23 protein-coding genes and 1 pseudogene are annotated in these 22,630 nt (G+C 62.8%); 14 read left to right on the forward strand and 10 right to left on the reverse strand.

The window, feature by feature from the left end; translation table 11 throughout:
* Both rfaE1 and NKJ89_RS14615 read right to left on the reverse strand, forming a co-directional pair.
* Positions 1–1,295, reverse strand: a 1,295-nt coding sequence (gene rfaE1 / locus NKJ89_RS14610; RefSeq protein ID WP_352603364.1) for a D-glycero-beta-D-manno-heptose-7-phosphate kinase, incomplete at its 3' end; no start/stop codon positions are given.
* Positions 1,296–1,435: 140 nt separating this feature from the next.
* Positions 1,436–2,068, reverse strand: a complete 633-nt coding sequence (locus NKJ89_RS14615) for a LysE family translocator (RefSeq protein WP_352603366.1) — start codon at positions 2,066–2,068, stop codon at positions 1,436–1,438.
* 164 nt (positions 2,069–2,232) lie between these two features.
* Between NKJ89_RS14615 and rfaD the strand changes: the two genes are divergently transcribed.
* From rfaD to waaC, 3 genes are read left to right on the forward strand one after another with little or no spacing between them, the layout of a single operon-like run.
* Entirely contained in the window at positions 2,233–3,183 is a 951-nt protein-coding gene (rfaD, locus tag NKJ89_RS14620; protein ID WP_352603368.1) for an ADP-glyceromanno-heptose 6-epimerase, read from the forward strand.
* Positions 3,156–4,163 (forward strand): lipopolysaccharide heptosyltransferase II, encoded by a 1,008-nt coding sequence (gene waaF / locus NKJ89_RS14625; RefSeq protein ID WP_352603370.1) that lies wholly within the window; start codon positions 3,156–3,158, stop codon positions 4,161–4,163. Before rfaD ends, waaF begins: the two co-directional genes overlap by 28 nt.
* Positions 4,160–5,134: a lipopolysaccharide heptosyltransferase I gene (gene waaC, locus NKJ89_RS14630; RefSeq protein WP_352603372.1), complete on the forward strand. Its 975-nt coding sequence runs from the start codon at positions 4,160–4,162 to the stop codon at positions 5,132–5,134. Before waaF ends, waaC begins: the two co-directional genes overlap by 4 nt.
* 137 nt (positions 5,135–5,271) lie before the next feature.
* Here the strand turns inward: waaC and greA are convergent, their stop codons facing one another.
* Positions 5,272–5,745, reverse strand: coding sequence for a transcription elongation factor GreA (gene greA, locus NKJ89_RS14635; RefSeq protein WP_013530066.1), 474 nt, complete (start codon positions 5,743–5,745; stop codon positions 5,272–5,274).
* A 273-nt stretch (positions 5,746–6,018) separates the two neighbouring features.
* Positions 6,019–6,552, reverse strand: coding sequence for a tetratricopeptide repeat protein (locus NKJ89_RS14640; RefSeq protein ID WP_031260749.1), 534 nt, complete (start codon positions 6,550–6,552; stop codon positions 6,019–6,021).
* Between the two features lie 146 nt (positions 6,553–6,698).
* Between NKJ89_RS14640 and NKJ89_RS14645 the strand changes: the two genes are divergently transcribed.
* From NKJ89_RS14645 to NKJ89_RS14665, 5 genes and pseudogenes are all read left to right on the forward strand, one after another.
* Positions 6,699–7,124: a DUF3775 domain-containing protein gene (locus NKJ89_RS14645; protein ID WP_023761271.1), complete on the forward strand. Its 426-nt coding sequence runs from the start codon at positions 6,699–6,701 to the stop codon at positions 7,122–7,124.
* A 186-nt stretch (positions 7,125–7,310) separates the two neighbouring features.
* The gene (locus NKJ89_RS14650; protein ID WP_352603621.1) at positions 7,311–8,381 is read left to right on the forward strand and encodes an extensin-like domain-containing protein; all 1,071 of its coding nucleotides are present in this window, start codon (positions 7,311–7,313) and stop codon (positions 8,379–8,381) included.
* Positions 8,382–8,496: 115 nt separating this feature from the next.
* Entirely contained in the window at positions 8,497–9,300 is an 804-nt protein-coding gene (locus NKJ89_RS14655) for an extensin-like domain-containing protein (protein WP_352603374.1), read from the forward strand.
* A 72-nt stretch (positions 9,301–9,372) separates the two neighbouring features.
* A pseudogene (locus tag NKJ89_RS14660) lies at positions 9,373–10,073 on the forward strand (LssY C-terminal domain-containing protein).
* Between the two features lie 332 nt (positions 10,074–10,405).
* Entirely contained in the window at positions 10,406–11,716 is a 1,311-nt protein-coding gene (locus NKJ89_RS14665; protein WP_352603377.1) for a hemolysin family protein, read from the forward strand.
* A 27-nt stretch (positions 11,717–11,743) separates the two neighbouring features.
* On the opposite strand, the gene NKJ89_RS14670 is transcribed toward NKJ89_RS14665, so the two are convergent.
* Positions 11,744–11,998 carry a DUF1127 domain-containing protein gene (locus NKJ89_RS14670; RefSeq protein ID WP_352603379.1) on the reverse strand — a complete coding sequence of 85 codons (255 nt, stop codon included), beginning with the start codon at positions 11,996–11,998 and terminating at the stop codon, positions 11,744–11,746.
* Positions 11,999–12,252: 254 nt separating this feature from the next.
* Between NKJ89_RS14670 and NKJ89_RS14675 the strand changes: the two genes are divergently transcribed.
* Positions 12,253–13,770 carry a winged helix-turn-helix domain-containing tetratricopeptide repeat protein gene (locus tag NKJ89_RS14675; RefSeq protein WP_352603381.1) on the forward strand — a complete coding sequence of 506 codons (1,518 nt, stop codon included), beginning with the start codon at positions 12,253–12,255 and terminating at the stop codon, positions 13,768–13,770.
* Between the two features lie 37 nt (positions 13,771–13,807).
* Here the strand turns inward: NKJ89_RS14675 and NKJ89_RS14680 are convergent, their stop codons facing one another.
* The 3 genes from NKJ89_RS14680 to NKJ89_RS14690 form a co-directional block, all read right to left on the reverse strand.
* Positions 13,808–14,686 carry a DMT family transporter gene (locus tag NKJ89_RS14680; protein ID WP_352603624.1) on the reverse strand — a complete coding sequence of 293 codons (879 nt, stop codon included), beginning with the start codon at positions 14,684–14,686 and terminating at the stop codon, positions 13,808–13,810.
* Positions 14,687–14,718: 32 nt separating this feature from the next.
* Entirely contained in the window at positions 14,719–14,994 is a 276-nt protein-coding gene (locus tag NKJ89_RS14685; RefSeq protein ID WP_352603383.1) for a zinc-binding dehydrogenase, read from the reverse strand.
* 246 nt (positions 14,995–15,240) lie between these two features.
* Positions 15,241–15,846 carry an NADPH-dependent FMN reductase gene (locus NKJ89_RS14690; RefSeq protein ID WP_023761259.1) on the reverse strand — a complete coding sequence of 202 codons (606 nt, stop codon included), beginning with the start codon at positions 15,844–15,846 and terminating at the stop codon, positions 15,241–15,243.
* Between the two features lie 89 nt (positions 15,847–15,935).
* Here NKJ89_RS14690 and NKJ89_RS14695 point away from each other — a divergent pair, with 89 nt between their 5' ends.
* Positions 15,936–16,304, forward strand: a complete 369-nt coding sequence (locus NKJ89_RS14695) for a winged helix-turn-helix transcriptional regulator (protein ID WP_023761258.1) — start codon at positions 15,936–15,938, stop codon at positions 16,302–16,304.
* Between the two features lie 34 nt (positions 16,305–16,338).
* On the opposite strand, the gene NKJ89_RS14700 is transcribed toward NKJ89_RS14695, so the two are convergent.
* On the reverse strand, positions 16,339–16,734 hold the full coding sequence (locus NKJ89_RS14700) for an acyl-CoA thioesterase (protein ID WP_023678380.1): 396 nt from the start codon (positions 16,732–16,734) through the stop codon (positions 16,339–16,341).
* A 146-nt stretch (positions 16,735–16,880) separates the two neighbouring features.
* Here NKJ89_RS14700 and NKJ89_RS14705 point away from each other — a divergent pair, with 146 nt between their 5' ends.
* Entirely contained in the window at positions 16,881–17,561 is a 681-nt protein-coding gene (locus NKJ89_RS14705) for an HAD family hydrolase (protein WP_352603385.1), read from the forward strand.
* A gap of 45 nt (positions 17,562–17,606) precedes the next feature.
* Here the strand turns inward: NKJ89_RS14705 and NKJ89_RS14710 are convergent, their stop codons facing one another.
* A complete protein-coding gene (locus NKJ89_RS14710) occupies positions 17,607–18,548 on the reverse strand; it encodes a phosphoribosylaminoimidazolesuccinocarboxamide synthase (RefSeq protein WP_352603387.1) in 942 nt (313 codons plus the stop codon).
* A gap of 270 nt (positions 18,549–18,818) precedes the next feature.
* Here NKJ89_RS14710 and NKJ89_RS14715 point away from each other — a divergent pair, with 270 nt between their 5' ends.
* From NKJ89_RS14715 to NKJ89_RS14725, 3 genes are read left to right on the forward strand one after another with little or no spacing between them, the layout of a single operon-like run.
* Positions 18,819–20,435 carry a GMC family oxidoreductase gene (locus NKJ89_RS14715; RefSeq protein ID WP_352603389.1) on the forward strand — a complete coding sequence of 539 codons (1,617 nt, stop codon included), beginning with the start codon at positions 18,819–18,821 and terminating at the stop codon, positions 20,433–20,435.
* On the forward strand, positions 20,432–21,643 hold the full coding sequence (locus NKJ89_RS14720; protein WP_352603391.1) for a mandelate racemase/muconate lactonizing enzyme family protein: 1,212 nt from the start codon (positions 20,432–20,434) through the stop codon (positions 21,641–21,643). Before NKJ89_RS14715 ends, NKJ89_RS14720 begins: the two co-directional genes overlap by 4 nt.
* Positions 21,640–22,557: an NAD(P)-dependent oxidoreductase gene (locus tag NKJ89_RS14725; protein WP_352603393.1), complete on the forward strand. Its 918-nt coding sequence runs from the start codon at positions 21,640–21,642 to the stop codon at positions 22,555–22,557. The genes NKJ89_RS14720 and NKJ89_RS14725 overlap by 4 nt, the downstream gene beginning before the upstream one ends.
* The last annotated feature ends 73 nt before the right edge of the window (positions 22,558–22,630 follow it).

Consider the following 22,630-nt stretch of genomic DNA (forward strand, 5'->3'; position numbering starts at 1 on the left):
CCACCACCCACCCCCCCTCCCCCTCCCCCCCCGCCCCCGTCCGCTGGGGGGGGGGGGGGGTGTGTTTCGCCCGCGCGGCGCCCCCCCTCCCGCCGCCGCACCGAGGCATCGCTGTTGAGACCGAGCACCAGCCGGTCGCACTGGCTGCGCGCGGCGTGCAAGAGGCTGACATGGCCGGCATGCAGGATGTCGAAGCAGCCATTGGTGAAACCGACGCTCAAGCCCTCATCCTTCCACGCCGCAACCATCCGTGCGGCCGATGTGGCATCGAGGATGGCGTCCTTGTGGGCGGTCGGCCCATGCGAGCGGAACAGTGCGCCGGTGAGTTCCTCGACGGTCAGTCGCGCGGTGCCGCGTTTTCCGACCACGACGCCGCCCGCGGCATTGGCGATCGATGCAGCCATGACGGTGTCGGCGCCTGCGGCCAACGCCAGCGCGAAGCTGGCGATCACCGTGTCGCCGGCACCCGAGACGTCGAACACTTCCCGCGCCTGGGTCGCGATGTGGCGCGCCTCGGTCGGACCGACCACGCTCATGCCCTTTTCGCTGCGCGTCGCGACGACGAAGTCGAAGCCGTGCGCCGAAATCAGCTGACGTGCCGCGCCGACAATCTCGTCATCGGCAAACACCGCGTGGCCTACAGCTTCGCCAAGTTCCTTACGGTTCGGGGTGATGGCGGTCGCCCCGGCATAGCGCGCATAGTCGCGACCCTTCGGGTCGACCAGCGCCGGCTTTCCCGCCTCGCGGCAGATGGCGATCAGGTCGGCAGCGACCCCGTCGAGCAGGATGCCCTTGCCGTAATCGGACAGGATGACGATGTCGGCGCGCGTCAGTGCGGCGCGGAAATGCCGTATCAGGCCGGCGCGCTCCGCAGCATCCAGCGGCTTGACCTCCTCCTCGTCGAAGCGCAACACCTGCTGGTTGAGCGCGCTGAAGCGGCTCTTCGACGATGTCATGCGGCCGCGCTCCTGCGCCAGGCCGGTCGTGTCGGCGCCAAGCTCGCCAAGCATCCGCAGCAGGCTGTCGCCTGCCACATCGGTGCCGATTACCGAGACGGGAACAGCGGTAGCACCGAGCGAAACGATGTTGGCCACGACATTGCCGGCACCGCCCATCGTCGAGGTCTCGCCGCGCCCGTGCAGCACTGGGATCGGCGCTTCCGGCGAGATCCGCTCAATGACGCCGTTGACGAAACGGTCGAGGATGAAGTCGCCGACCACCAGCACGGTGGCCTGGCCGAACCGCGCAATGGCGCGGTGCAGGGGCTCGGGAGAAGGCGGATTGTGCTTGATCATGTCATTTGCGGCGCGCGGGAAAAGTCGATCTCAGATAGGTCATAGTGCTCGGATTGCGAGGTCGGTCGGTCACGGCGAAGCCGATATACCGCAATTCCATGCAGCGCAACGGCAGGACATGATCGCAGCGGCCCAGGCGGTCAGCTCTTCTGCAGGGCGACATGGACGCCTAGCCCCACCAGCACCGCGCCGCCGGCCCGCTGCATCAGCCGCTGTGCGCGGCTCGAACGTCGCAAGCGACCGATCACGGCACCGGCCAGGAACACGCAGACGACATCGGCCGACGAGAACATCAAATTGACTGTCGTGCCCAGCACGATGAATTGCAGCCAGACCGGAAACGCCGCCGAGGCATCGATGAACTGCGGCAGGAATGCCATGAAGAAGATCGCCGTCTTGGGATTGAGCACCTCGACGGTGATGCTCTCGAAAAAGGCACGTCGTGCCGATTTGCGCTCGATAGCGGGCAGCGCCGTATCGCCCTCCACACGCTTACGAAACAGCGAGACGCCGAGCCAGATCAGATAGAGCGCGCCGACCAGCTTGACCGCCATGTAGAGCGTCGGCACGGCGTGAAACAGCACCGACAGACCCGCGGCTGCGGCGAAAACATGCACGTAGCCGCCCAGATGGATGCCAAGGGCTGCAGTGAGGCCGGACCAGCGGCCACGCGCCATCGTCTGCGCCGCGGCATAGAGCATGGCGGGGCCGGGGATGTAGGCGAAGATCGCGGTGGTGACGAAAAACGCCATGAGCAGTTCGGTCGACGGCATTTCCTTGTCCCTCACGATCATGCCGAGCGGCACAGACCGACTGAAGCGGAAGCTTTGCGGCACCACTGTGACGTCCGCTCCACTGCCTGCTTTATCGACAGCCCACCCTGCCTCCCCTATAAGGGCCGGAATCGGCAAAGTGAAACGCGTATAGGGCCAGCAACATGATCATCGTCACGGGCGGAGCCGGCATGATCGGCTCCAACATCGTCGCAACTCTGAATGCGGAAGGCCATGACGACATCCTTATCGTCGACGACCTCACCGACGGCCACAAGATCGCCAATCTCGCCGACTTGCAGATCGCCGACTATCTAGACAAGGATGATTTCCTGCCCCGCATGGAGGCAGGTTCACTCGGCCGCATCGAGGCCGTCTTCCACCAGGGCGCCTGCTCGACCACCACCGAGTGGAACGGCAAGTTCATGATGGAGGTGAATTATGCCTTTTCCAAGCGGCTGCTGCATGCAAGCCAGGCACTGCGCGTGCCCTTCCTCTACGCCTCCTCGGCTTCCGTCTACGGCGGCGGCGCGGAGTTTCGCGAGGACCCGGCGCTCGAGCGGCCACTCAACGTCTACGCCTATTCCAAGAAGCTGTTCGACGACTATGTCAGGCGAACAGTGTTCGATACCGACCATTCGCAGGTCGCGGGCCTGCGCTATTTCAACGTCTATGGGCCGCGCGAAGCGCACAAGGGCGCCATGGCGTCGGTCGCTTTCCACCTGGTCAACCAGGTCGAACGGGGCGAAAACCCGAAACTGTTCGGCGCCTATGACGGCTTCGGGCCTGGCGAACAAAGCCGTGATTTCATCCATGTCGGCGATGTCGCCGACGTCAATCTGTGGCTGTGGAAGCGGGATCTGAGCGGCATCTTCAATTGCGGCACCGGCCGCGCCCAGCCTTTCCGCGCCATCGCCGAAACGGTGATCGACACGCTGGGCAAGGGCGAGATCGAGTTCATCGAATTCCCCGACCATCTCAAGGGCAGGTACCAGAGCTTCACGCAAGCTGATATGTCACGTTTGCGCGCGGCCGGTTACAATGGCCAATTCCGGACAGTGGAAACCGGCGTCAGAGACTATGTCGAATGGCTGAGAGCCCAACGATCCTCGTGATCGGTCCACGCTGGGTGGGCGACATGGTGATGGCGCAGTGCCTGTTTTCGGCGCTGAAGGAGCTGCATCCCAACGCCGCCATCGATGTGCTGGCGCCGGCATGGGCCGCACCGCTGGTCAAGCGCATGCCCGAAATCCGCCAGCAGATCGACTTTCCGCTCAAACCCGGTGCGCTCGAATTCACGCATCGTCGCCGCTTCGGCCGCCTGCTGCAGGGCCGCTATGACATGGCTTTTGTCCTGCCGGGAAGCTGGAAATCGGCGCTGATCCCGTTCTTTGCCCGCATTCCGCGCCGTGTCGGTCATCTGCGCGAAATGCGCTATGGCCTGTTGACCGACATCGTACCGCTGCCCGACAGCGTCAAACGACGTACCGCACAGGCCTATTTCGGCCTCGCCCAAGGCGGTAGTTTCCGGGCGCCTCGACTGAGCGTGGACACGAAAAACCAGGTTGACCTGCTCGATCGCTTCGGGCTGACGCCGCAAAAATTCGCAGCACTGATGCCTGGTGCCGAATTCGGCCCGGCCAAGCGCTGGCCGAGTGAAAGCTATGCCGGCCTTGCCCGCGACTTCATGGGCAAGGGCCTGAAGGTCGCGCTGTTCGGTTCTAAAAACGACCGCGACGTGACGGCGGAGATCGCTGCACTCGCCCCTGGCGTCGTCGATCTCGCCGGCCAGACGCGCCTGGAGGACGCCATCGACCTGATTGCTGCCGCGAGGCTCGCGGTGTCCAACGACAGCGGGCTGATGCATGTCGCCGCTGCCGTCGGCACGCCGATCGTGGCCGTCTATGGCTCGACCTCGCCTGGGAACACGCCGCCGCTGGCCGACCACCGGGAACTTGTCTGGCTTGGCCTGTCATGCTCGCCCTGCCATCAGAAAATCTGCCCGCTCGGCCACCTCAACTGCCTGAAGACGCTTGAAGTCGGCCAGGTCGCCGCGGCGGCAGACCGCCTGCTGGAAATCCCGGCCGCTGTATGAAGGTCCTCATCGTCAAGACATCCTCGATGGGCGATGTCATCCATACTTTTCCGGCTGTTGAGGATACCAGCCTTAACCGGCCGGACGTGACCTTCGACTGGTGCGTCGAAGAGGCGTTCGCCGGCATCGTGGCAATGCACCCGGCGATCGACAGAATTCACACGGTGGCCATCCGGCGCTGGCGTAAGGCGCTGTTCGACGGCGGCACCTGGCGCGAGGCCGCCGCCTTGCGCCGAACCTTGCGCGATTGCCGCTACGATCTGGTCATCGACGCACAAGGCCTGCTGAAATCGGCCCTGGTTGCAAGACAAGCCGGCGCTCCGATTGCCGGCTTCGACCGCTCCAGCGCGCGCGAACCGTCGGCAACTCTGTTCTACGACGTCGCCTATCCCGTGTCGCGCAACCTGCACGCCATCGAACGGACGCGGCAACTGTTCGGGCTGGCGCTCGGCTATCGGCCCGATCTTTCGACGCTGGATTCCGGAATTGTGCCGCCGGCCGGCACTCTGGCCGGCATCGCCGGGAAAACCGCCTTCCTGCTGCACGGCACCAGCCGAGAAGACAAGAAATGGCCCGTCCAGGACTGGATCGAGACCGCCCGGCTGCTGGTTGAAAGGGGAATGACGCCGGTCACCACCTGGTCGAACGAGCGCGAGATGGCCGTGGCCGAAGCGATCGCGAAAGCCGTGCCGTCAACGGTCGTGGTGCCGAAATCGCCACTGGCCGAGATCGCCGCCATCATTGGCCGCTCGACGCTGGTGATTGGCGCCGACACCGGGCTGACCCACCTCGCCAGCGCTTTCGGCCTGCCGACGGTTGCGGTGTTCCTGGCAACCGAGCCAGGTCTCACCGGCCCGCGCGGGCCCTATGCATCGACATTTTTGGCAGCGCCTGGGGAGAGTGTGATTCCGGCGGAGGTGGTGGTCGAGGCAGTGAGGCTAACGGCACTTAAATCACAAGCGCCGGCATAGGACCTTTCAGAATTCGCTCTGGCGAGTCGAATAGCGTGGTTCTTCGAGAACCGGAGCGGAGCGTACTTAAAGTACGTGAGCACCGGAAGCGCAGAAAACCGCGCTAGTCGGCCGCCAGAGTAGAGTTATCAAAGGTCCTAGATGAACTGCACCTGGACGATCTCATAGCCCCTGGCACCGCCAGGCGCGTTGACCTCGATGGCGTCGCCGACTTCCTTGCCGATCAGCGCGCGGGCGATCGGCGACGAGATCGAGATGCGCCCGGACTTCACATCCGCTTCCTGGTCGCCGACGATCCGGTAGGTCTTCTTTTCCTCGGTATCCTCGTCGACCAGCACCACGGTGGCGCCGAACTTGATCTTGTCGCCGCTGAGCTTGCTCACGTCGATCACCTCGGCGCGCGCGATATAATCTTCAAGCTCGTTGACACGGCCCTCATTGAGGCTCTGCGCCTCTTTGGCGGCATGATATTCGGCATTCTCGGACAGGTCGCCATGCGAGCGCGCTTCGGAGATCGCCTCGATGATGCGCGGCCGCTCTTCCTGCTGGCGCCAGCGCAGTTCTTCCTTCAATGACGCGAAACCCTCGCCTGTCATCGGGACCTTGTTCATAATGCCTGCCTTTCCTGCTGCCACCCCCGCATTTCGGGGGAAGCCTCGTCGATGAGTACAAAAAGAAAACGGTCCGGCAGCCTCGAGCCAACGGAACCGTGTCACCGCAATTTCCCTGAATATAGCAATATTCGCGCGTTTTTCACGCCCAAAAATTGGTTTTGCAAAAATCATCCCCGCTTTCATCAGTCGGGGAGCGGCCAACGGGAGTGGGGCCCACAAAAAAGCGGCCGCGATTGCTCGCGGTCGCTTCGAAGAGCCCTTGAGGCCGTCTCAACTCCTCATGAAATGGTCGATCTGCTCGGCAAGCATGCCGTATTCGCGCGAACCTTTGCCGGTCCGCTTCTCGATTTCCATCAACTGCTGCTGGGCGCCGGCCAGATCGCCGATCTGCAGATGCGCTTCGCCGAGATATTCGCGCACCAGCGTATAGTTGGGATCGATGCGCAGCGCTTCCTCGTAATAGCCGAGGCCGACGGTGACGCGGCCGGAGTGGCGGTGCGAATAGCCGAGATAGTTGAGGATGCGCGGATCCTGCTTGTTGGCCGCGAGGCTGAGCACGGCAATCGCCTCATCATAACGCCCGGCCATCGCCAGGTCGTGCCCGGCATAGTAGATGCTGTCGTCGTCCAGCATGCCTTCCTGGGGCGCGACGCACTTCTTCTTCTGCTTGTCCCAGACCATGCCCTTCTTGCATTGGGTGGTCGTATTAGTGTCGCCACCGCTGCCGGCAGCAAACGCGGGAACGGCAAGGAACTGCAGCGCGACAAGGGCAGTCGCAGCCTGGATCAGCATTCTTTTATGCATCGAAGCCTCCTGGAGGGGTGAGAATGCAACACTAACGCCGGACGGTTCGCATTTCATCCCGGAAAAATGCGTGCCGCAGAACATCAGGTGACGGATGCCGCAAATCCGCTATCATCAGCCAGGATTTCGGCACTGGGAGACTGCTCGTGCAGCGGCGGCTTGAAAAGGACTGGGAGCTTTCGATCGGCCCCGACACCGTGCGCCTGTTCATTCTCAAGGCCAAGGCGCTGAGTGCCGCCGTCAATGAAGACTATGCCGATGGCGCCGAACACGAGGTCGAACTCGATGGCGAGTCCCATGCCAGCCATCATCATGACGGCCTTGCCGAGGAAAGTTCCGAAGACCTCACCGAGGAAGAGCTGCGCGAGCTGATCAACGACCTCAATGTCGATGAAGCCGCCGAACTGATTGCGCTGGCCTGGGTCGGTCGCGGCGACTACGACGCCACGGAATGGGCGGACGCGCTTGCCACCGCGCGAGAGCGCGCCAACAAGCGCACCGCAAAATACCTGCTTGGTATGCCGCTTCTCGCCGACTGGCTGGAGGAAGGGCTAGAAGCGATCGGCGCGTAACGAGGCGGTTACCGTTCGTGATGCGGCGCAAGCAACCTCCTTGCGTCGGCGCCGTTGATGGTGATGGGGTCGCCTGTCTTTTCCCAAACATGCAGAGTTGCGTTGATCATGGCCGTCACGGCCTTGCCGGTGGTGCCGGCCGACGCCCGGCACCGCCATCGACCTGCCAAGCCGCTGACGCCGCGGGTGGAGCAGCCGCTGACACAGCGGGTCGATCAGCCCTTGAAGCCGCGGGGCGGACTGCGCCTGAAACCGCGGCGCCACCGGCAGCAAACACCGAATCAGACACAAAAGGAGACTCAGGCTCCGCGGCCCTCGCCTGCCGATGTTCCGGTGCTGCCCGGGCCCGGTATTCCATTGCCCAGTCCCATTCCGGTGCCCGAACCACGCCCGGCGGACACTGAGGCGCCGGAAAAGCAAAAGACGGAAGGGCCGAAGACCACCGGAGCATCCGACCGGTTCAATGAAGAACAATCCCATCAGAAAAAGCAGGCACGCCCCGAGACGTCACCCACAGAGCCGTCAACCGATACGGAAGGCGAGCCGGAGCTGCCAGCCGTTGCGCCGACGCCGACACAGAAACCTGACACCGAAAAACCGCCCGATGTTGAGCCCCCAACCGTCGCCCCGCAGCCGCCGCAAAAGCCGGCCGATGCAGGCGACAACAAGATGCTGCCCGACCCGCGCTCGGCCGATCTGCCCGACGCCAAGATGCCCGCCGAGGAAGTCGCCTGCCGCGATCGGCTGAAGACACTTGGCGTCGAATTCGAGGAGCGCAAGGCGGAAAGCAACCCCGAAATCGGCTGCTCGATTCCGTATCCGATCGTGCTGAAGACGCTTGGAAAGTCCGTCGACATCGGCCCCGACCCCGAACTGAACTGCAAGATGGCCGAGGCGGCTGCCCGTTTTGCCGCCGACGTGATCCAGCCGACCGCGAAAGCCGAATTCGGTGCCGACCTGAAATCGATCGACCAGGCATCGGCCTTTGTCTGCCGACCACGCAACGGCACACAAAAATTGTCCGAGCATGCCTTCGGCAACGCGCTCGATATCGCCAGCTTCACGCTGTCGGATGGCAAGAAGATCGAAGTCGGTCCGGCGCCACCCGAGAAGGACGCCAAATTCCTCGATGCCGTGCGTAAGGCGGCCTGCGGACCGTTCAAGACCGTGCTCGGACCGGGCAGCGATGCCGATCATTCCTTGCATTTCCATCTCGATCTCGAGCCTAGACAGCATGGCGGAACGTTCTGTCAGTGAGCGTGGTTGGCCGGACCGCGTGCCCCAATTCGGCCGCAGGCATGAACTCAGGCGCTGAGTTTTCCTTTACCCTTGATGGTTAAAATGCCGGACATCTGGGACAGGGATTCCGCTGATGGCCGGGATATTTGCCGCCGTACGGCAGTCGAGACGCATGTGCGCGGCAGCCGGCAGGCTGGCCGCCGGCCTTGCCGTTGTGGCGGTTTCCGCCTGCAACACCGGCAGCGTGCTATCGCTTGAACCGGCTGTCGACGTCGGCTCCCAGACTTCAACCGTACCGCAATACACCGGCCTGCAGAAGCTCGTTCCCTCCAATCCCTATATGACGCAGGCCGCTTATCCGCGCATGGACGAGCCGATGTCGCCGGTCGAGCAGATGCCGGCCAGTGAAACCGACTGCCGCCAGCAATTAAAGCGCCTCGACGTCGCCTTCACCGACCTGGCGCCGATCCATGAAGGTCAGTGCGGCATCGACTATCCCGTAAAGGTCTCGGCCATCGGCAACATCCAGATGAAGCCAGCCGCGACGCTGACCTGCGACATGGCCGCCACCTTTGCCGGCTGGACAAAGAATGAGCTCGTCCCCTCCGCCCGATGGCGATATTTCTCCGGCGTCAAGACCATCCACCAGGGCTCCAGCTATTCCTGCCGCAACATCGCGGGTGAAGGTGTGTTGTCGGAACATGGCAAGGGCAACGCGCTCGACGTCATGAGCATCGAGCTCAACAACGGCGACGACATCGACGTGCGCAAGCCCGGCCTGTTTGCCTTCCGCACCCGCGGCTTCCTGAACAATGTGCGCGCTGACGGCTGCCAGTACTTCACCACCGTGCTCGGCCCCGGCTACAATTACGACCACCGCAACCATTTTCATTTCGACATCAAGAACCGCAAGAACGGTTATCGCGCCTGCCGGTAGATCGATGCCGAGTATCCTTTGCGGGAGTGCCACGCACCGCCTAATGTGATGCCGGACGTTTGAGCCTCCTTCATGAGCCAACGAAGTCTTCGGCGACGCATCACGATCTGGATGGTGGCCTTGCTGGCCGGCTACCTGGCGCTCGCCTATTTCGCGGCGCCCGAATCTGGACGTTCCGCGATCGCGGCTTTCGCACCCAGCGTTTCGAGATGGTGACGCACACTCCGCAAGGTATTCCTGGCGACCCGATCAATGTCGGCCTTGTCGGCACGCGGAAGGAGGTGGTCCATGCATTCGCCGTCGCCGGTTGGGACACCGCTGACGCCGTGACCCTGAAGACTGCGATCGAGATCGGCGAGAGCGTTTTGTTCGACCTCCCCTACCCCGATGCGCCGGTCAGCCGGCTGCTGTTCGGCGGCCGCGCCCAGGATCTCGCCTTCGAAAAGCCGGCTGGCGGCAGCGCCGATCGCCGGCATCATGTCCGCTTCTGGCAGACCGATGCTTTAGGCGATGATGGCCGGCCGCTGTGGCTGGGATCGGCCAGCTTCGATCACGGCGTTGGCCTCAGCCGCGATACCGGCGCCGTCACCCACCATATCGGCGCCGACATCGATGCCGAGCGCGATTTCCTGATGCGCGACCTGGCCACCGCTGGCACACTGGTCTCGACCAGCGACATATCTGGCATCGGCGCTACAACCACCGGACGCAATGGCGGCGGCGATCCCTATTTCACGGACGGCGAGGCGATCGTCGGCATACTCAAACAGTAGATCGCGCGGCCTGGTTCGATCCGGCGCCTAAAAAGCGTCGCTGTTGTTCGCCTCATTCGAACAGGAAGGCACGTACATCGGGCCCTACGGTCCATATCTCGGGAGCCTAGGCGCTGCTCCATCACATCGATCAGGTCCTGAAAGCCCGCCCGGGCTTCTGGCTCGAACGGACGACCTTGGTCGATGTCCATCATGACTGCCTGCGTTTTGGCTGGTGCAGAGAGGCGGAGATGAATTTCGAGGCGCCGACGCCTGACCGAAATACCGGCCTCGTCCTCAAAAACCACGCCGGACTATTTTCGAACACCGCGCCGCAATGCTATTGACCGGTGATGCTATACGTCGAAATCGCTATCGTGTTCGTCCTCATCTGCGTAAACGGCCTTTTGTCGATGTCAGAACTTGCCATCGTCTCGTCGCGGCCGGCTCGGCTGAAAGCGATGATCGACCGCGGCATCAATGGCGCCGGCCGCGCTCTCGAGCTTGGCTCGAATCCCGGCAAGTTCCTGTCCTCGGTGCAGATCGGCATCACCCTGGTCGGCGTCCTCTCCGGCGCCTTTTCCGGCGCCACGCTTGGCGAGCGGCTGGCGCAGTTCCTGGCCACGACCGGCATACGTGAGGCCGTTGCCGATCCGCTCGGCGTCGGCATCGTGGTCGCCATCATCACCTATTTCTCACTGATCGTCGGCGAGCTGGTTCCCAAGCAGATCGCGTTGCGTGACCCTGAACGGGTGGCCGCAAGAGCGGCGCCCGCCATGACCATCCTCGCCGCTGTCTCGGCGCCGCTGGTTTTCCTGCTCGATTTTTCCGGACGCGCCATCCTGTGGCTGCTCGGCCAGCGCGGCGAAAGCGAGGAGAAGGTCACCGACGAGGAGATCAAGATGCTGGTTGCCGAGGCCGAGCATCACGGCACCATTGAATCCGACGAGCGGCGCATGATCGCCGGCGTCATGCGGCTTGGCGACCGCGCCGTGCGCGCGGTGATGACGCCGCGCACCGAGGTCGACTGGATCAATTTGCAATCCGACGAGACGGCCATCCGCAAGCTTTTGATGGAGACCCAGCATTCGCGCCTGCCCGCCGGCGACGGCGGCGTCGATGTCATGGTGGGCGTCGTCCAGACGCGAGACGTGCTGGCGGCGCTGCTTGCCGGCCTCGTGCTCGATCCGCGCAGGCATGTGCAAGCCGCACCCATCGTCTATGACCAGGCCGACGCGCTGGACGTGCTGCAGAAGCTCAAGGAATCCGACGTGCCGATGGCGCTGGTGCATGACGAATACGGCCATTTCGAAGGCATCGTCACCCCGGCCGACATCCTTGAAGCCATCACCGGCGTTTTCCGGGCGGATACCGATGCCGGCGACGAGGAAAATGCCGTCAAGCGCGAGGACGGCTCATGGCTGCTCGCCGGCTATATGCAAGCCGACGAGATGGCCGACATTCTCGGCATCGACCTGCCGGAAAACCGCGACTACGAGACCGTGGCCGGCTATGTGCTGGCACACATGCATCATCTGCCGGCGACTGGCGAATGCGTCGATGCGCAAGGCTGGCGTTTCGAGGTGGTCGACCTCGACGGCCGCCGCATCGACAAGCTGATCGCCACCCGGCTGCCCGGCGCTCAGCGCGAGGCGGTGCGCTGACGGTCAACGCGACGTGCGGCATTCGCTTTATGGTCGCCAGAAGGGCTTGGCGATCTCTTCCTCGACCTCCCGTTTCGTCAGACCGATATCGTCGATCAGATGGGGATTGTCGTTCGACATTTGCCTGAGTTGCCAGCGAAAGCGTATCCGCTCGCGCCAGCTCCGCTCGCGCAGGGTCGTGATAATACTTCGCAAGGTCGTCAGGAGCCGACGCGACGCCGGCCCCACGAATGCTCCCAGCCGCGCTGTGCGATGCGGGGCCGAGGCACGGATATTGGTCATCGCAACCTCCATGTGATTTGAGGGCCCAGGGGTTCTCGATCGAAATGAGGTTGAATTCTGCGCGATACGGACAGCGCCGTAATTAAGCCCTCCCAAATAGTTCTCAAAACTTCCAAACCGGCTAGAACAGTTCACCGGTTCACGGAACCAGCAAACTGCTCTAACCCTTTGTTTTGACGCAATTTCCCAAAGGAAGGCGCTATGCGCTTTTCCCGGGAAAACCCTTTCACACTTTTCCTGGAATTGCTCTATAGATGCGCCCTATGCAGGGATCGCGATTTGCCTTTGGTCCGTTCGTGCTTGATCCGGGTGCGGGTACGCTACTTCGGAACAATGTTCCCGTTGCCATTGGCTACCGCGGGCTAAGTCTGCTTGCGGCACTCGTGGGACGGCCCGGTCAAGTCCTGGGCAAAGCCGAGTTGATGGACGCGGCGTGGCCGGGGACGGCCGTCGAGGAAGGCAATCTCACCGTCCAGGTCGCACAACTGCGCAAGCTGCTTGGTCCGGCAGCCGATGGCGGCGAATGGATATCCACCGTTCCGCGCGTCGGCTACCGCTTCACGGGCGCCGTCGAACAGCTCGGCGGCGCGAAGCGAAGACCTCTGCCGCTGCCCGACAAACCGTCGATAGCCGTGCTGCCCTTCATCAATTTCAGCAACGATCCCGAGCAGGATTCCTTCGCGGATGGGTTGACCGAGGACCTGATCACCGACCTTTCAAGGATCTCCGGCCTGTTCGTCATCGCGCGCAACTCGACCTTTGCCTACAAGGGAAAGGCGATGGACGTGCGCGAGATCGCCGGGGATCTTGGCGTACGCTACCTGCTGGAAGGTAGTGCGAGACGCGCCGCGGATCGCGTGCGCATCAACGCCCAGTTGGTCGATGCGGTGAGCGGCGAACATCTATGGGCGGAACGCTTCGATCGGAGCCTGGAGGATATCTTTGCCGTTCAGGACGAGGTCACGGCAAAAATCGTCGAGGCGTTGCTTGGCCGGCTGCGCGCACCGCTGCCGCGCAACCGGCCCCAAAATCTCGAGGCCTACGACCTCTGCGTGCGGGCGCGCAAGCTGATCGATGATTCGCCGCAGACGGCGCGGGAAGCGCACCTCATGCTCATGCGTGCGGTATCCCTCGATCCGGACTACGCCGAGGCCTATCGCTGGCTTGCCATGAACCACTGGATGGGATGGGTGCATTGGGGCGAACCCATCGAGCCCAACCGTAGTGTTGCTTTGGAGCTGGCGCGCAAGGCCGTGGTGATCGATCCCAACGATGCCGGCTGCCGCTGGGTCCTTGCCAACCTGCTCGCCTATGAACGCCGCTTCGCCGAGGCAGATGCGGAATTCGCCAAAGCATTCGAGCTAGACCCGAACGAGGCCGACGCCTGGGCGACACTATCCGACATCGCGGTCCTCGCCGGGCGGGTCCAGGAGGGCCTGGAGCACATTCGCAAGGCGTTCCGGCTGAACCCGTTCCCCGCAAGCTGGTATTATCTGACGCTCGGCGCGGCGCAATATGCGGCGCACGAATACGAAGCCGCTGTCGAGACACTGCGCCGGGACGAAACCTATCGCACAAGCTCGCGCCGCTTCCTTGCGGCAAGCCTTGCGCAACTGGGCCGGTTCGAAGAGGCGCGCGCGGAGGTCGAAATGTTCCTCATCAGCAACCCGCATTTTACGACCCGCCACTGGGTCATGACGGAACCGTTTCGCGACGCCGCCATTCAGGAGCATTTCGTTGATGGCTTCCGCAAGGCCGGTCTTCCGGAATGACGCGCAGGCGGAGTCCCGAGCGGACGGACTTGCGTCCTCAAACCGCCGCTTCGATTGGTTCGGCTAGCCGGGGATTTGCCCGCGCGGCGATCAGGCAGCCGGCGACGATCAGGCATGCTCCGGTCAGCGTGGTCCAGGTCGCCTCCTCGCCGAAGAAGAACCAGCCAAGCGCGACCGCCCAGATGAAGGCCGAGTATTCGGTCGGAATCAGATATTGCGCCTCGGCGCGGGCGTAGGCCCAGCTCATCAGGAATTGCCCTGCAAGTGACAGCCCCGTCACCCCGGCCAACGGCAGCCAAAGATTAGTCGGCAGGGCGACGGCGAGCCAAGGTGCCGCGAGGCCGAGGATGATTGCAACGCAAAGGTTCTGGAACAACATGATCTCGATAGGCTTGGCCAACTGCGCCTGTTGCCGGGCGAGGATCAGATTGTAGCCGTAGAACACCGTTGATACGAGCACCGCCGCCGTGCCAAGCACGGCATCCTGCGTAGTGCTTGCCTGCCCGAACTGGCCGGCCATGATGATCGCGACGCCGGCGATGCCGGCCAGCGATGCCCAGATTGCCTGGCGCCGGATTCGTTCGCCCAGCAGCAGCGCGGCGAGGAAGAGGGCGAACAAGGGCGCCACGAAGCTGAGCCCGATCGCCTCCGCCAGCGGCAGCCTGGCAAGACCCCAGAAGAACGATATCAGAACGATGCCGACAATTGCGGCACGCAGCGCATGCAGCCTCAGCACCGGAAAGGTTGGCTTTGAGCGCGGCCCTGTCGACCAGGCAGCACCCGCGACCACGGTCGCCAGCATACTGCGCCACAGCACCGTGTTGTAGACGCCCACCGCAATGACCAGCGTCTTCATCGCCGCGTCCATCCCCGACAGCAGGAAGATCCCGAGCGCGCAGACCAGCACCGGGATCATCGGGGAAACGGCGCCGGTCAGGCTGGATGTCTTCACGGCTTCAACTCATGTGACGGATTGTAGCCGGATATCTCAAGGCAAAGGGCGGGACCAGATGGCAGGACCGCGCATATGGAGGTCCAATCCCGATTGACGTCATGTCCGCCGCGGCGCCAAGACACCAGCACCACTTTCCCAGTCGAGCAGCGCTCCTCAAGCAGCCGGTGCACTTCACCGGCCCGGTAGAGCCGGAAGCAGCCGCTGATCGCTGCCCGAAGCCGGCCGCTGACCGCCAGTTGGAACAGCTCGGACAGGCTGGTTCTCAGCACGTCGGAGACAGCAACGGCAGCAGTGCGAAGCCTTTCAGCGACTGGTTGCGGCCGATCATCGCCTTCAGGTCCTGCTGGCGCTCTGCCAATGGGGTCGGCACCGTGCGGACGAACTCAACGAGGCGGATCGCTCACCGACCGCATCGTCCGGTCAAGACAGGCGCGGGAGGCGCACGCCTCTGACAATTGAAAAGGGCGGCGCAAGCGCCGCCCCGTATCCTTGGGAGGATAATTCGAACCCGGCGGTCAGGCCGCCCTGACTTCCTCGGCAACGGCGTCGGCCTGACGCGCTGCCTTGAGCACCTTGGCCCACCACGCAACATCGTTGACCAGCGCGGTAGCGGCTTGGTTCAGATGCTCGAGATCTTCCAGCTTCTTCTCGCCCTGGCGGACGGCAAGGAAATCGCCCCAGGCGATATGGACGGCGGACTTGACCGGCGCCATCTGCAATTCGACCGCATGAAGGCGGAGCTGCTCGACGGCGCGGGAACCACCGACGCTGCCATAGCCGACAAACCCGGCCGGCTTCTTGTTCCATTCGTTGGCCGCGTAATCGATGGCATTCTTCAGCACAGCCGTCGGACCATGATTGTATTCGGCGGCGGTGAAGATGAAGCCATCGAATTCGGCGACCTTCCTTTGCCAGCGCTGTGCCACTTCATTCGTCGACGGCACCCAGGCAGAGGATGCAACCTCGTCGAAGAAAGGCAGCGGAAAGTCACGCAGGTCGACGATCTCGACGTTGATGTCGGCATGTGACTTGGCGATCTTGGCAATCCATTCGGTCGGCACATCGGCGAAACGCGCGGCGCGTGTCGAACCGATGACGATGGCGATTTTGGGTTTTGACATGGGGGCTCTCCATTCAGTAAATGCTGGTATCATTTAGATACCGGCGCTATATGAGATACTGTCAACTCCCGACGCAAGGAGGCACCTTTTTGTTACTGAGGCACCCGCACCGCACCGAGGATTGTCGCGCCATTTCCGAAATCCTGCAGCGCGTCGGCGACAAATGGACCGTTCTGGTGGTTGGCAAGCTGGGCGACGGACCGCTGCGCTTCAACGAATTGCGCGCAGCCGTCGGCGGCATTTCACAGAAGATGCTGACCACGACCTTGCGTGGGTTGGAGCGCGACGGCTTCGTCACCCGCACCGTCTACCCGACCATCCCGCCGCGTGTCGACTACGAACTGACCGAGCTCGGTCACGAGTTGCTGATCCCGGTCAGCGCGCTTGGTGAATGGGCGCGCAGGAACACCGCGCGCGTGCGGGCCGCACGTGAAAAATTCGACGGCATGCATGCCTGAAATCCTTGCCTGAGCGTGGGAGGACCGGCTTCCATCAGCCTTCGGCAGGAACCGCTTTCGGCTTGCCCTCGCCGTCCAGCGCCACCATGACGAAATCGGCATGGGTAACTTTTTCCATCAGGTCGGAAAGGTAGCGTTGCGCCCAGGCTTCGACCTTGAGCGTCATCGAGGTGCGGCCGACGCGCTCGACATGGGTGTAGATGCACAGCGTGTCGCCGATCTTCATCGGCTTTGCGAAAGACATCTCTTTCACCGCCGCCGTCACCACGCGGCCCTTGGCGCGCTCGGCGGCGCGGATGCCGCAGGCGAGATCCATCTGTGCCATCACCCAGCCGCCGAAGATATCGCCGGCGGCATTGGCATCCGAAGGCATGGCCAGCGTGCGCAGCGTCAGGTCTCCGATCGGCCGTCCATCCGCGTAGTGCACCATGCGAGAAATCCCTGAGATCGATTGCCTTCGATCCCGTATCGTCACGGCGATGGCGCGTCAACGCGATCACAGCCAGACAATGCCGCCGTTTGAGACTCGGCCCCAGTGGAAAACCGGCGCCCCGCCACTTACACTGGAGGCAGAGATTGACCCCGGGCGCCACTATGAAACTGATAATATTTGATTGTGACGGCGTTCTTGTGAACAGCGAGGAGGTATATCAAGCAGCCGAACTTGAATGGCTGGCATCGGCAGGCCTTACGTTCGAGCCGAGCGTCTATACAAAGACATTCATGGGATTATCTCCCGCTATATGGCGAGCGAAGCTCGAAGCAATTGGCCTTGCGCGCGCCAAGCCACTTACGCCACATTTCTTTGAACAGATGGCAGACTACACCAATGAACGCTTGCAGAAGCGTTTGGCCCCTTTGCCGGACGCACGGAACACAATCAACCGTCTCTCATCGCTGCGTTGCGTGGCGTCCAGCACGCCGGTCGCCCGATTGCGTTGGAAACTCGAACGTACCGGTCTTATCGACCTTTTCGAGCCTCATATCTTTTCATCGGACTTGGTCAACAACGGCAAGCCGGAACCAGACCTGTTTTTATATGCCGCACGTTCTATGAATGTGCATCCAGAAGAATGTATCGTTGTCGAAGACAGCGTGAACGGTGTCTTGGCGGGCAAGGCCGCCGGTATGCATGTCATAGGATTTGCCGCCGGCAATCACTGCAGCGGAAATCACGGCGATATTCTCTTGCAACACGGCGCGGATGTCGTCGTCGCAGCATACAGGGATTTGGAAAGCGCCCTGGTCAATCTTTAGATCGAGCCGGTCACAAGGCTCACGTCACTGCTACTCACGTCACTGCTAAAAGTAACGCTCAAGGTTCGTGCGAATGCGATCGAGGACTGTGTCCCCGGAAAGATCGGGAGAGAACTCCTTGCCCGTGATCGACTCATAAGCCTGCGCATAGACCCTGGAGGCCTGTTCGACGATCTGGTCGGGTATCTCGGGGACAGGGTCGCTGTAGGGATCGCACCTAGCCGACACCCAAGAACGGATGAAATCCTTGTCAAAACTCTCCGGCCGGCTGCCGCTGGCGAGCGCCTGTTCGTAGCTCGCCGCAATCCAGTACCGGCTGCTGTCCGGCGTGTGGATTTCGTCGGCGAGAATGATGGTCCCGTTCTTGTCGGTGCCGAATTCGTATTTGGTATCGGCGAGGATGAGGCCTCGCTCGGCGGCGCGCTGCTGGCCGCGAGCGAACAGCCGTAAGGCATAGCCCGATACGATATCCCACTGCGCCTTCGTGAGCAGGCCCTGTTCAAGGATCTCGGCTTTGGACAGGGGCTCGTCATGACCACCCTGCGAAGCCTTGCTGGTCGGCGTGATGATCGGCTCCGCCAGTTTTTCATTGTCGCGCAGCCCGTCCGGCAGGCGCATCCCGTACATCTCCCGTTCGCCGCGACGATAGCGGGTCAGGATCGAGGTGCTGGTGGTTCCCGCCAGATAACCACGCACGACGATCTCGACCGGCAGGATGTCGAGCCTTGTGCCGACGACGACGTTCGGGTCGGGATATTCCAGGACATGGTTCGGGCAGATATCGGCTGTTTCCTCGAACCAGTACCGAGCCGTCTGGGTGAGGATCTCTCCCTTGTATGGGATCGAAGTTAGGATGGTGTCGAAGGCGCTGAGGCGATCGGTTGCGATGATGATGCGCCTGCCATCCGCCAAATCGTAGTTTTCGCGGACCTTGCCGCTGTAGTGGCCCGGCAGTTCGGGAATGAACGCGTCAGGAAGGGTCCGCATATGATTTCCTGCCTTCCGCAGATTGGCCAGAGCATGATTCCGAAAAGTTGCAGACTTTTCGGAAAAAATCATGCGCCAAAGTAATGCCATCGCATAGGCCGTCGAGCCGGTGCATATCAAGCACGATTGTCCGGAATCCCCTCGAACCCGACCATTTCGACGGTCGCTTTTTTCACAACTGATGCCGGAAGGCACGGCTACGCGGTGAACCCATGGCGTCTAGGCTGCGCCAGATTTCCGGCGCCGCCCAAACCAATCGTGCAGACCATCATGCAGACCTATGATTTCATTATCGTCGGCTCCGGCTCGGCCGGCTCGGTCCTGGCCGACAAACTCTCGGCCTCCGGGCGCTTTTCGGTGCTGGTGCTGGAGGCCGGCGGCACCGACCGCCGCTTCTACGTGCAGATGCCGCTCGGCTACGGCAAGACCTTCTTCGATCCTGATGTCAACTGGAACTATAAGGCCGAGCCGGACCCGGGCCTTGCCGGCAATGCCGACCACTGGCCGCGCGGCAAGCTGCTCGGCGGTTCGAGCTCGATCAACGCCATGGTCTGGATCAGGGGCGCGCGCGAGGATTTCGACGCCTGGCGCGACGCCGGCAATCCCGGCTGGGGTTATGACGACCTGTTGCCCGCCTTCAAGGCGCTCGAGGACAACCAGGCCGGCGCCGACCAATGGCGCGGCATCGGCGGCCCGCTGCACATCACCGACTGTGCCGATGCCGTCCATCCGCTGACCAGGCGCTATCTCGCTGCCGGCCAGCAGGCCGGCCTGGCGCTCAACCCGGATTTCAACGGTGCCGTCCAGGAAGGCGTCGGCGTCTACCAGATCTCGACCCGCAACGGCCGCCGCATGTCGGCGGCGCGCGCCTTCCTGCGTCCGGCAATGAGACGCGCCAATGTCCGCGTCGAGATGAACGCGCTGGCGACCAGGGTCCTGTTCGAGGGCAAGCGCGCCGTTGGCGTCGAATATCTGCAGAACGGCGAGACGAAGACGGCGCGTGCCGGCCGCGAGGTCATATTGTCGGGCGGTTCGGTCAACTCGCCGCAATTGCTGCAGCTGTCCGGCGTCGGCCCGTCCGCTCTGCTTGGGGGGCTGGGCATTCCCGTCGTTCACGCCAACCAAAATGTCGGTGCGCATCTGCAGGATCATGTCGGCATCAACTATACCTTCAAGGGCCGGCTGCCGACGCTCAATCAGATCCTGCGTCCGTGGTGGGGCAAGCTCTTGGTCGGCATGCAATACATCCTGACGCGTTCGGGCCCGCTGTCGCTGTCGATGAACAATGCCGGCGGCTTCTTCCGCACCGACCCGGCGGCCAGCCGGCCCAACATGCAGCTCTATTTCCAGGCCTTCTCGACCGTCATTCCCAAGAGCGGCGAGCGCCCGATCCTGACGCCGGATCCATGGCCGGGCTTTTCCATCGGCCTGTCCAATTGCCGCCCGTCGAGCCGTGGCGAGATCATGATCCGCTCCAGCAACCCGCGCGACTACCCCAAAATTGTCGCCAATGCCTATTCCACCAATGCCGATGTCGAGGAGATGCTGGCAGCGGTGAAATTCGTGCGCAAGATCGCCTCGATGCCCGCCATGGCCGAGATCATCGAGGAAGAGGTCCTGCCCGGTCCGTCGATCACTTCCGACGCCGATCTGATACAGGATTTCCGAAAGCGCTCGGGGACCGTCTATCACCCGGTGTCGACCTGCCGCATGGGGCCGGATCGCGCGCGCGCCGTCGTCGATCCGCGTCTCAAGGTGCACGGCATCGAAGGCTTGCGCGTCATCGATGCCTCGATCTTTCCCGACAACATCACCGGCAACACCAACGCCGCCTCGATCATGACCGGTTGGAAGGGCGCCGAGTTGGTTCTGGAGGACCAAAGATGAAGATCACCGACGTCAAGACCTGGGTTGTCGGCAACCCGCCGCCCGGCATCGGCGGCAAGTATTTCATCTTCGTCAAGCTCACCACAGACGGCGGCGTGGTCGGCTATGGCGAGGCCTACAACGCCACCTTCTCGGCCCATGTCACGGCGAGGATGGTCGAGGACATGGCCGAGCGCTATCTCGTCGGCCGCGATCCGCACGACATCGAGAACTTCTTCCGCCGCGCCTATTCCTCGGGTTTCACCCAGCGTCCCGATGTGTCCGGCATGGGTTGCTTCTCGGCGCTGGAGATGGCCTGCTGGGACATTATCGGCAAGGAGGCCGACAAGCCGGTCTACAAACTGCTCGGTGGTCAGGTGCACGAGACGCTGCGCTCCTACACCTATCTCTACCCGCACACCGGCAGCGTCCATTCCGAGGACGCGCACGGCAAGAACGTCTACAACGATCCCGATCTCGCCGCCGCCTGCGCGCTCGAATATGTCGAGCAGGGGTTCAACGCCGTCAAGCTCGATCCAGCCGGCCCCTACACCGCCTTTGACGGCCACCAGCCGCGGCTTGTCGACATCGACCTGTCCACCCGTATGGTCAAGGCGATCCGCGAGGCGGTCGGCACGCGCGCCGACATATTGTTCGGCACACACGGCCAGTTCACCGCCTCCGGCGCGCTACGCATGGCGCGCGCCATCGAGCCTTATGATCCGCTTTGGTTCGAAGAGCCGGTGCCGCCTGACATGCCAGAGGTCATGGCCCAAGTGGCCCGCGCGACCTCGATCCCGATCGCCACCGGCGAACGGCTGACGACCAAATTCGAGTTCGCTCGCGTCATCGAGAACCGCGCCGCGACCATCCTGCAGCCGGACCTCGGCCGCTCGGGCGGCATCCTTGAAACCAAGAAGATCGCCGCCATGGCGGAGGCCTACCACATCCAGATCGCCCCGCATTGCTACTGCGGACCGATCGTCGGCGCCGCCAACATCCAATTGGCGGTGACGCTGCCCAATTTCCTCATCCTCGAATCGCTGAAGCAGTGGGACGGGTTTCACGCCACGCTGCTGAAGAAGAAGATCGAGTGGCAGGACGGCAACGTCATCCCGTCGAAGGAGCCCGGCCTCGGCGTCGAGCTCAACGAGGCGGTCTGCGACGCGCATCCCTACACGGGCAAGGAACTGCATCTGCAGATGATGCAGACGCCGCTGATGCCATGAGCGAAAGCTACGCCTTCATCGGCCTTGGCCATCTCGGCGGCAACCTTGCCGCCAGCCTGATCCGCAACGGCTTTTCCGTGACCGTCCTCGACCGTGATCCCGCCGCTGTCGAGCGCCTCGTTGCGCTCGGCGCCTCCGTTGCGAACAGCCCCGCCGACGCCGCCGCGCGGACCGGCAACGCGATCACGTGCCTGCCGTCGCCGAAGGTCAGCGAAGCGGTGCTGGCCGGCCCCGGTGGATTGCTCGAAGGCCTGCCGAAGGGTGGCACCTGGATCGAGATGTCCACCAATGGCCGCGACGAGATTCTTCGCCTCGCTGCCCTCGCTTCGGCCAAGGGCGTCGAGACGCTGGAATGCCCGGTCACCGGCGGCGTGCACCTGGCGGCGGCCGGAAAGATCACCGCGCTGGTCGGCGGCGATGCGGCGCTCCACGAGCGTCATCGCCCGGCGATCGAAGCGATGTGCGCGAAGTCCTTCCTGATGGGACCAATCGGGTCGGCGGCGGTGATCAAGGTCATCACCAACATGCTCGCCTTCATCCACCTTGTCGCCGCCGGCGAAGCGCTGATGCTGGCCAAACAAGGCGGTCTCGACCTCGCCCAATCCTACCACGCCATCGTGGCCTCCTCCGGCAACAGCTTCGTTCACGAGACCGAAAGCCAGCTCATTCTCAACGGCTCCTACGACATCGGCTTCACCATGGATCTGGCACTGAAGGACCTTGGCTTCGCTCTCGCCATGGGCGAACTGTCAGGCGTGCCACTCGACCTCGCCACGCGCGTCAATACGATTTTCGAACAGGGCAAGGCTGCCTATGGCGGCAGCGCCTGGTCGACCCAGATCGTCAAGTTGCTGGAAGATGCCGTCGGCACCGACCTCCGTGCCCCTGGCTTTCCGGCCAAACTAGCGATCTGACGCCGGGCATGAAACCACGCGATTTCAATAGGTTGGATGGGCGGGCGAATCCATCTGAATCAACCCGTTAACG

The organism is Mesorhizobium sp. M0047 (assembly GCF_040323315.1).
Lineage (GTDB): Bacteria > Pseudomonadota > Alphaproteobacteria > Rhizobiales > Rhizobiaceae > Mesorhizobium.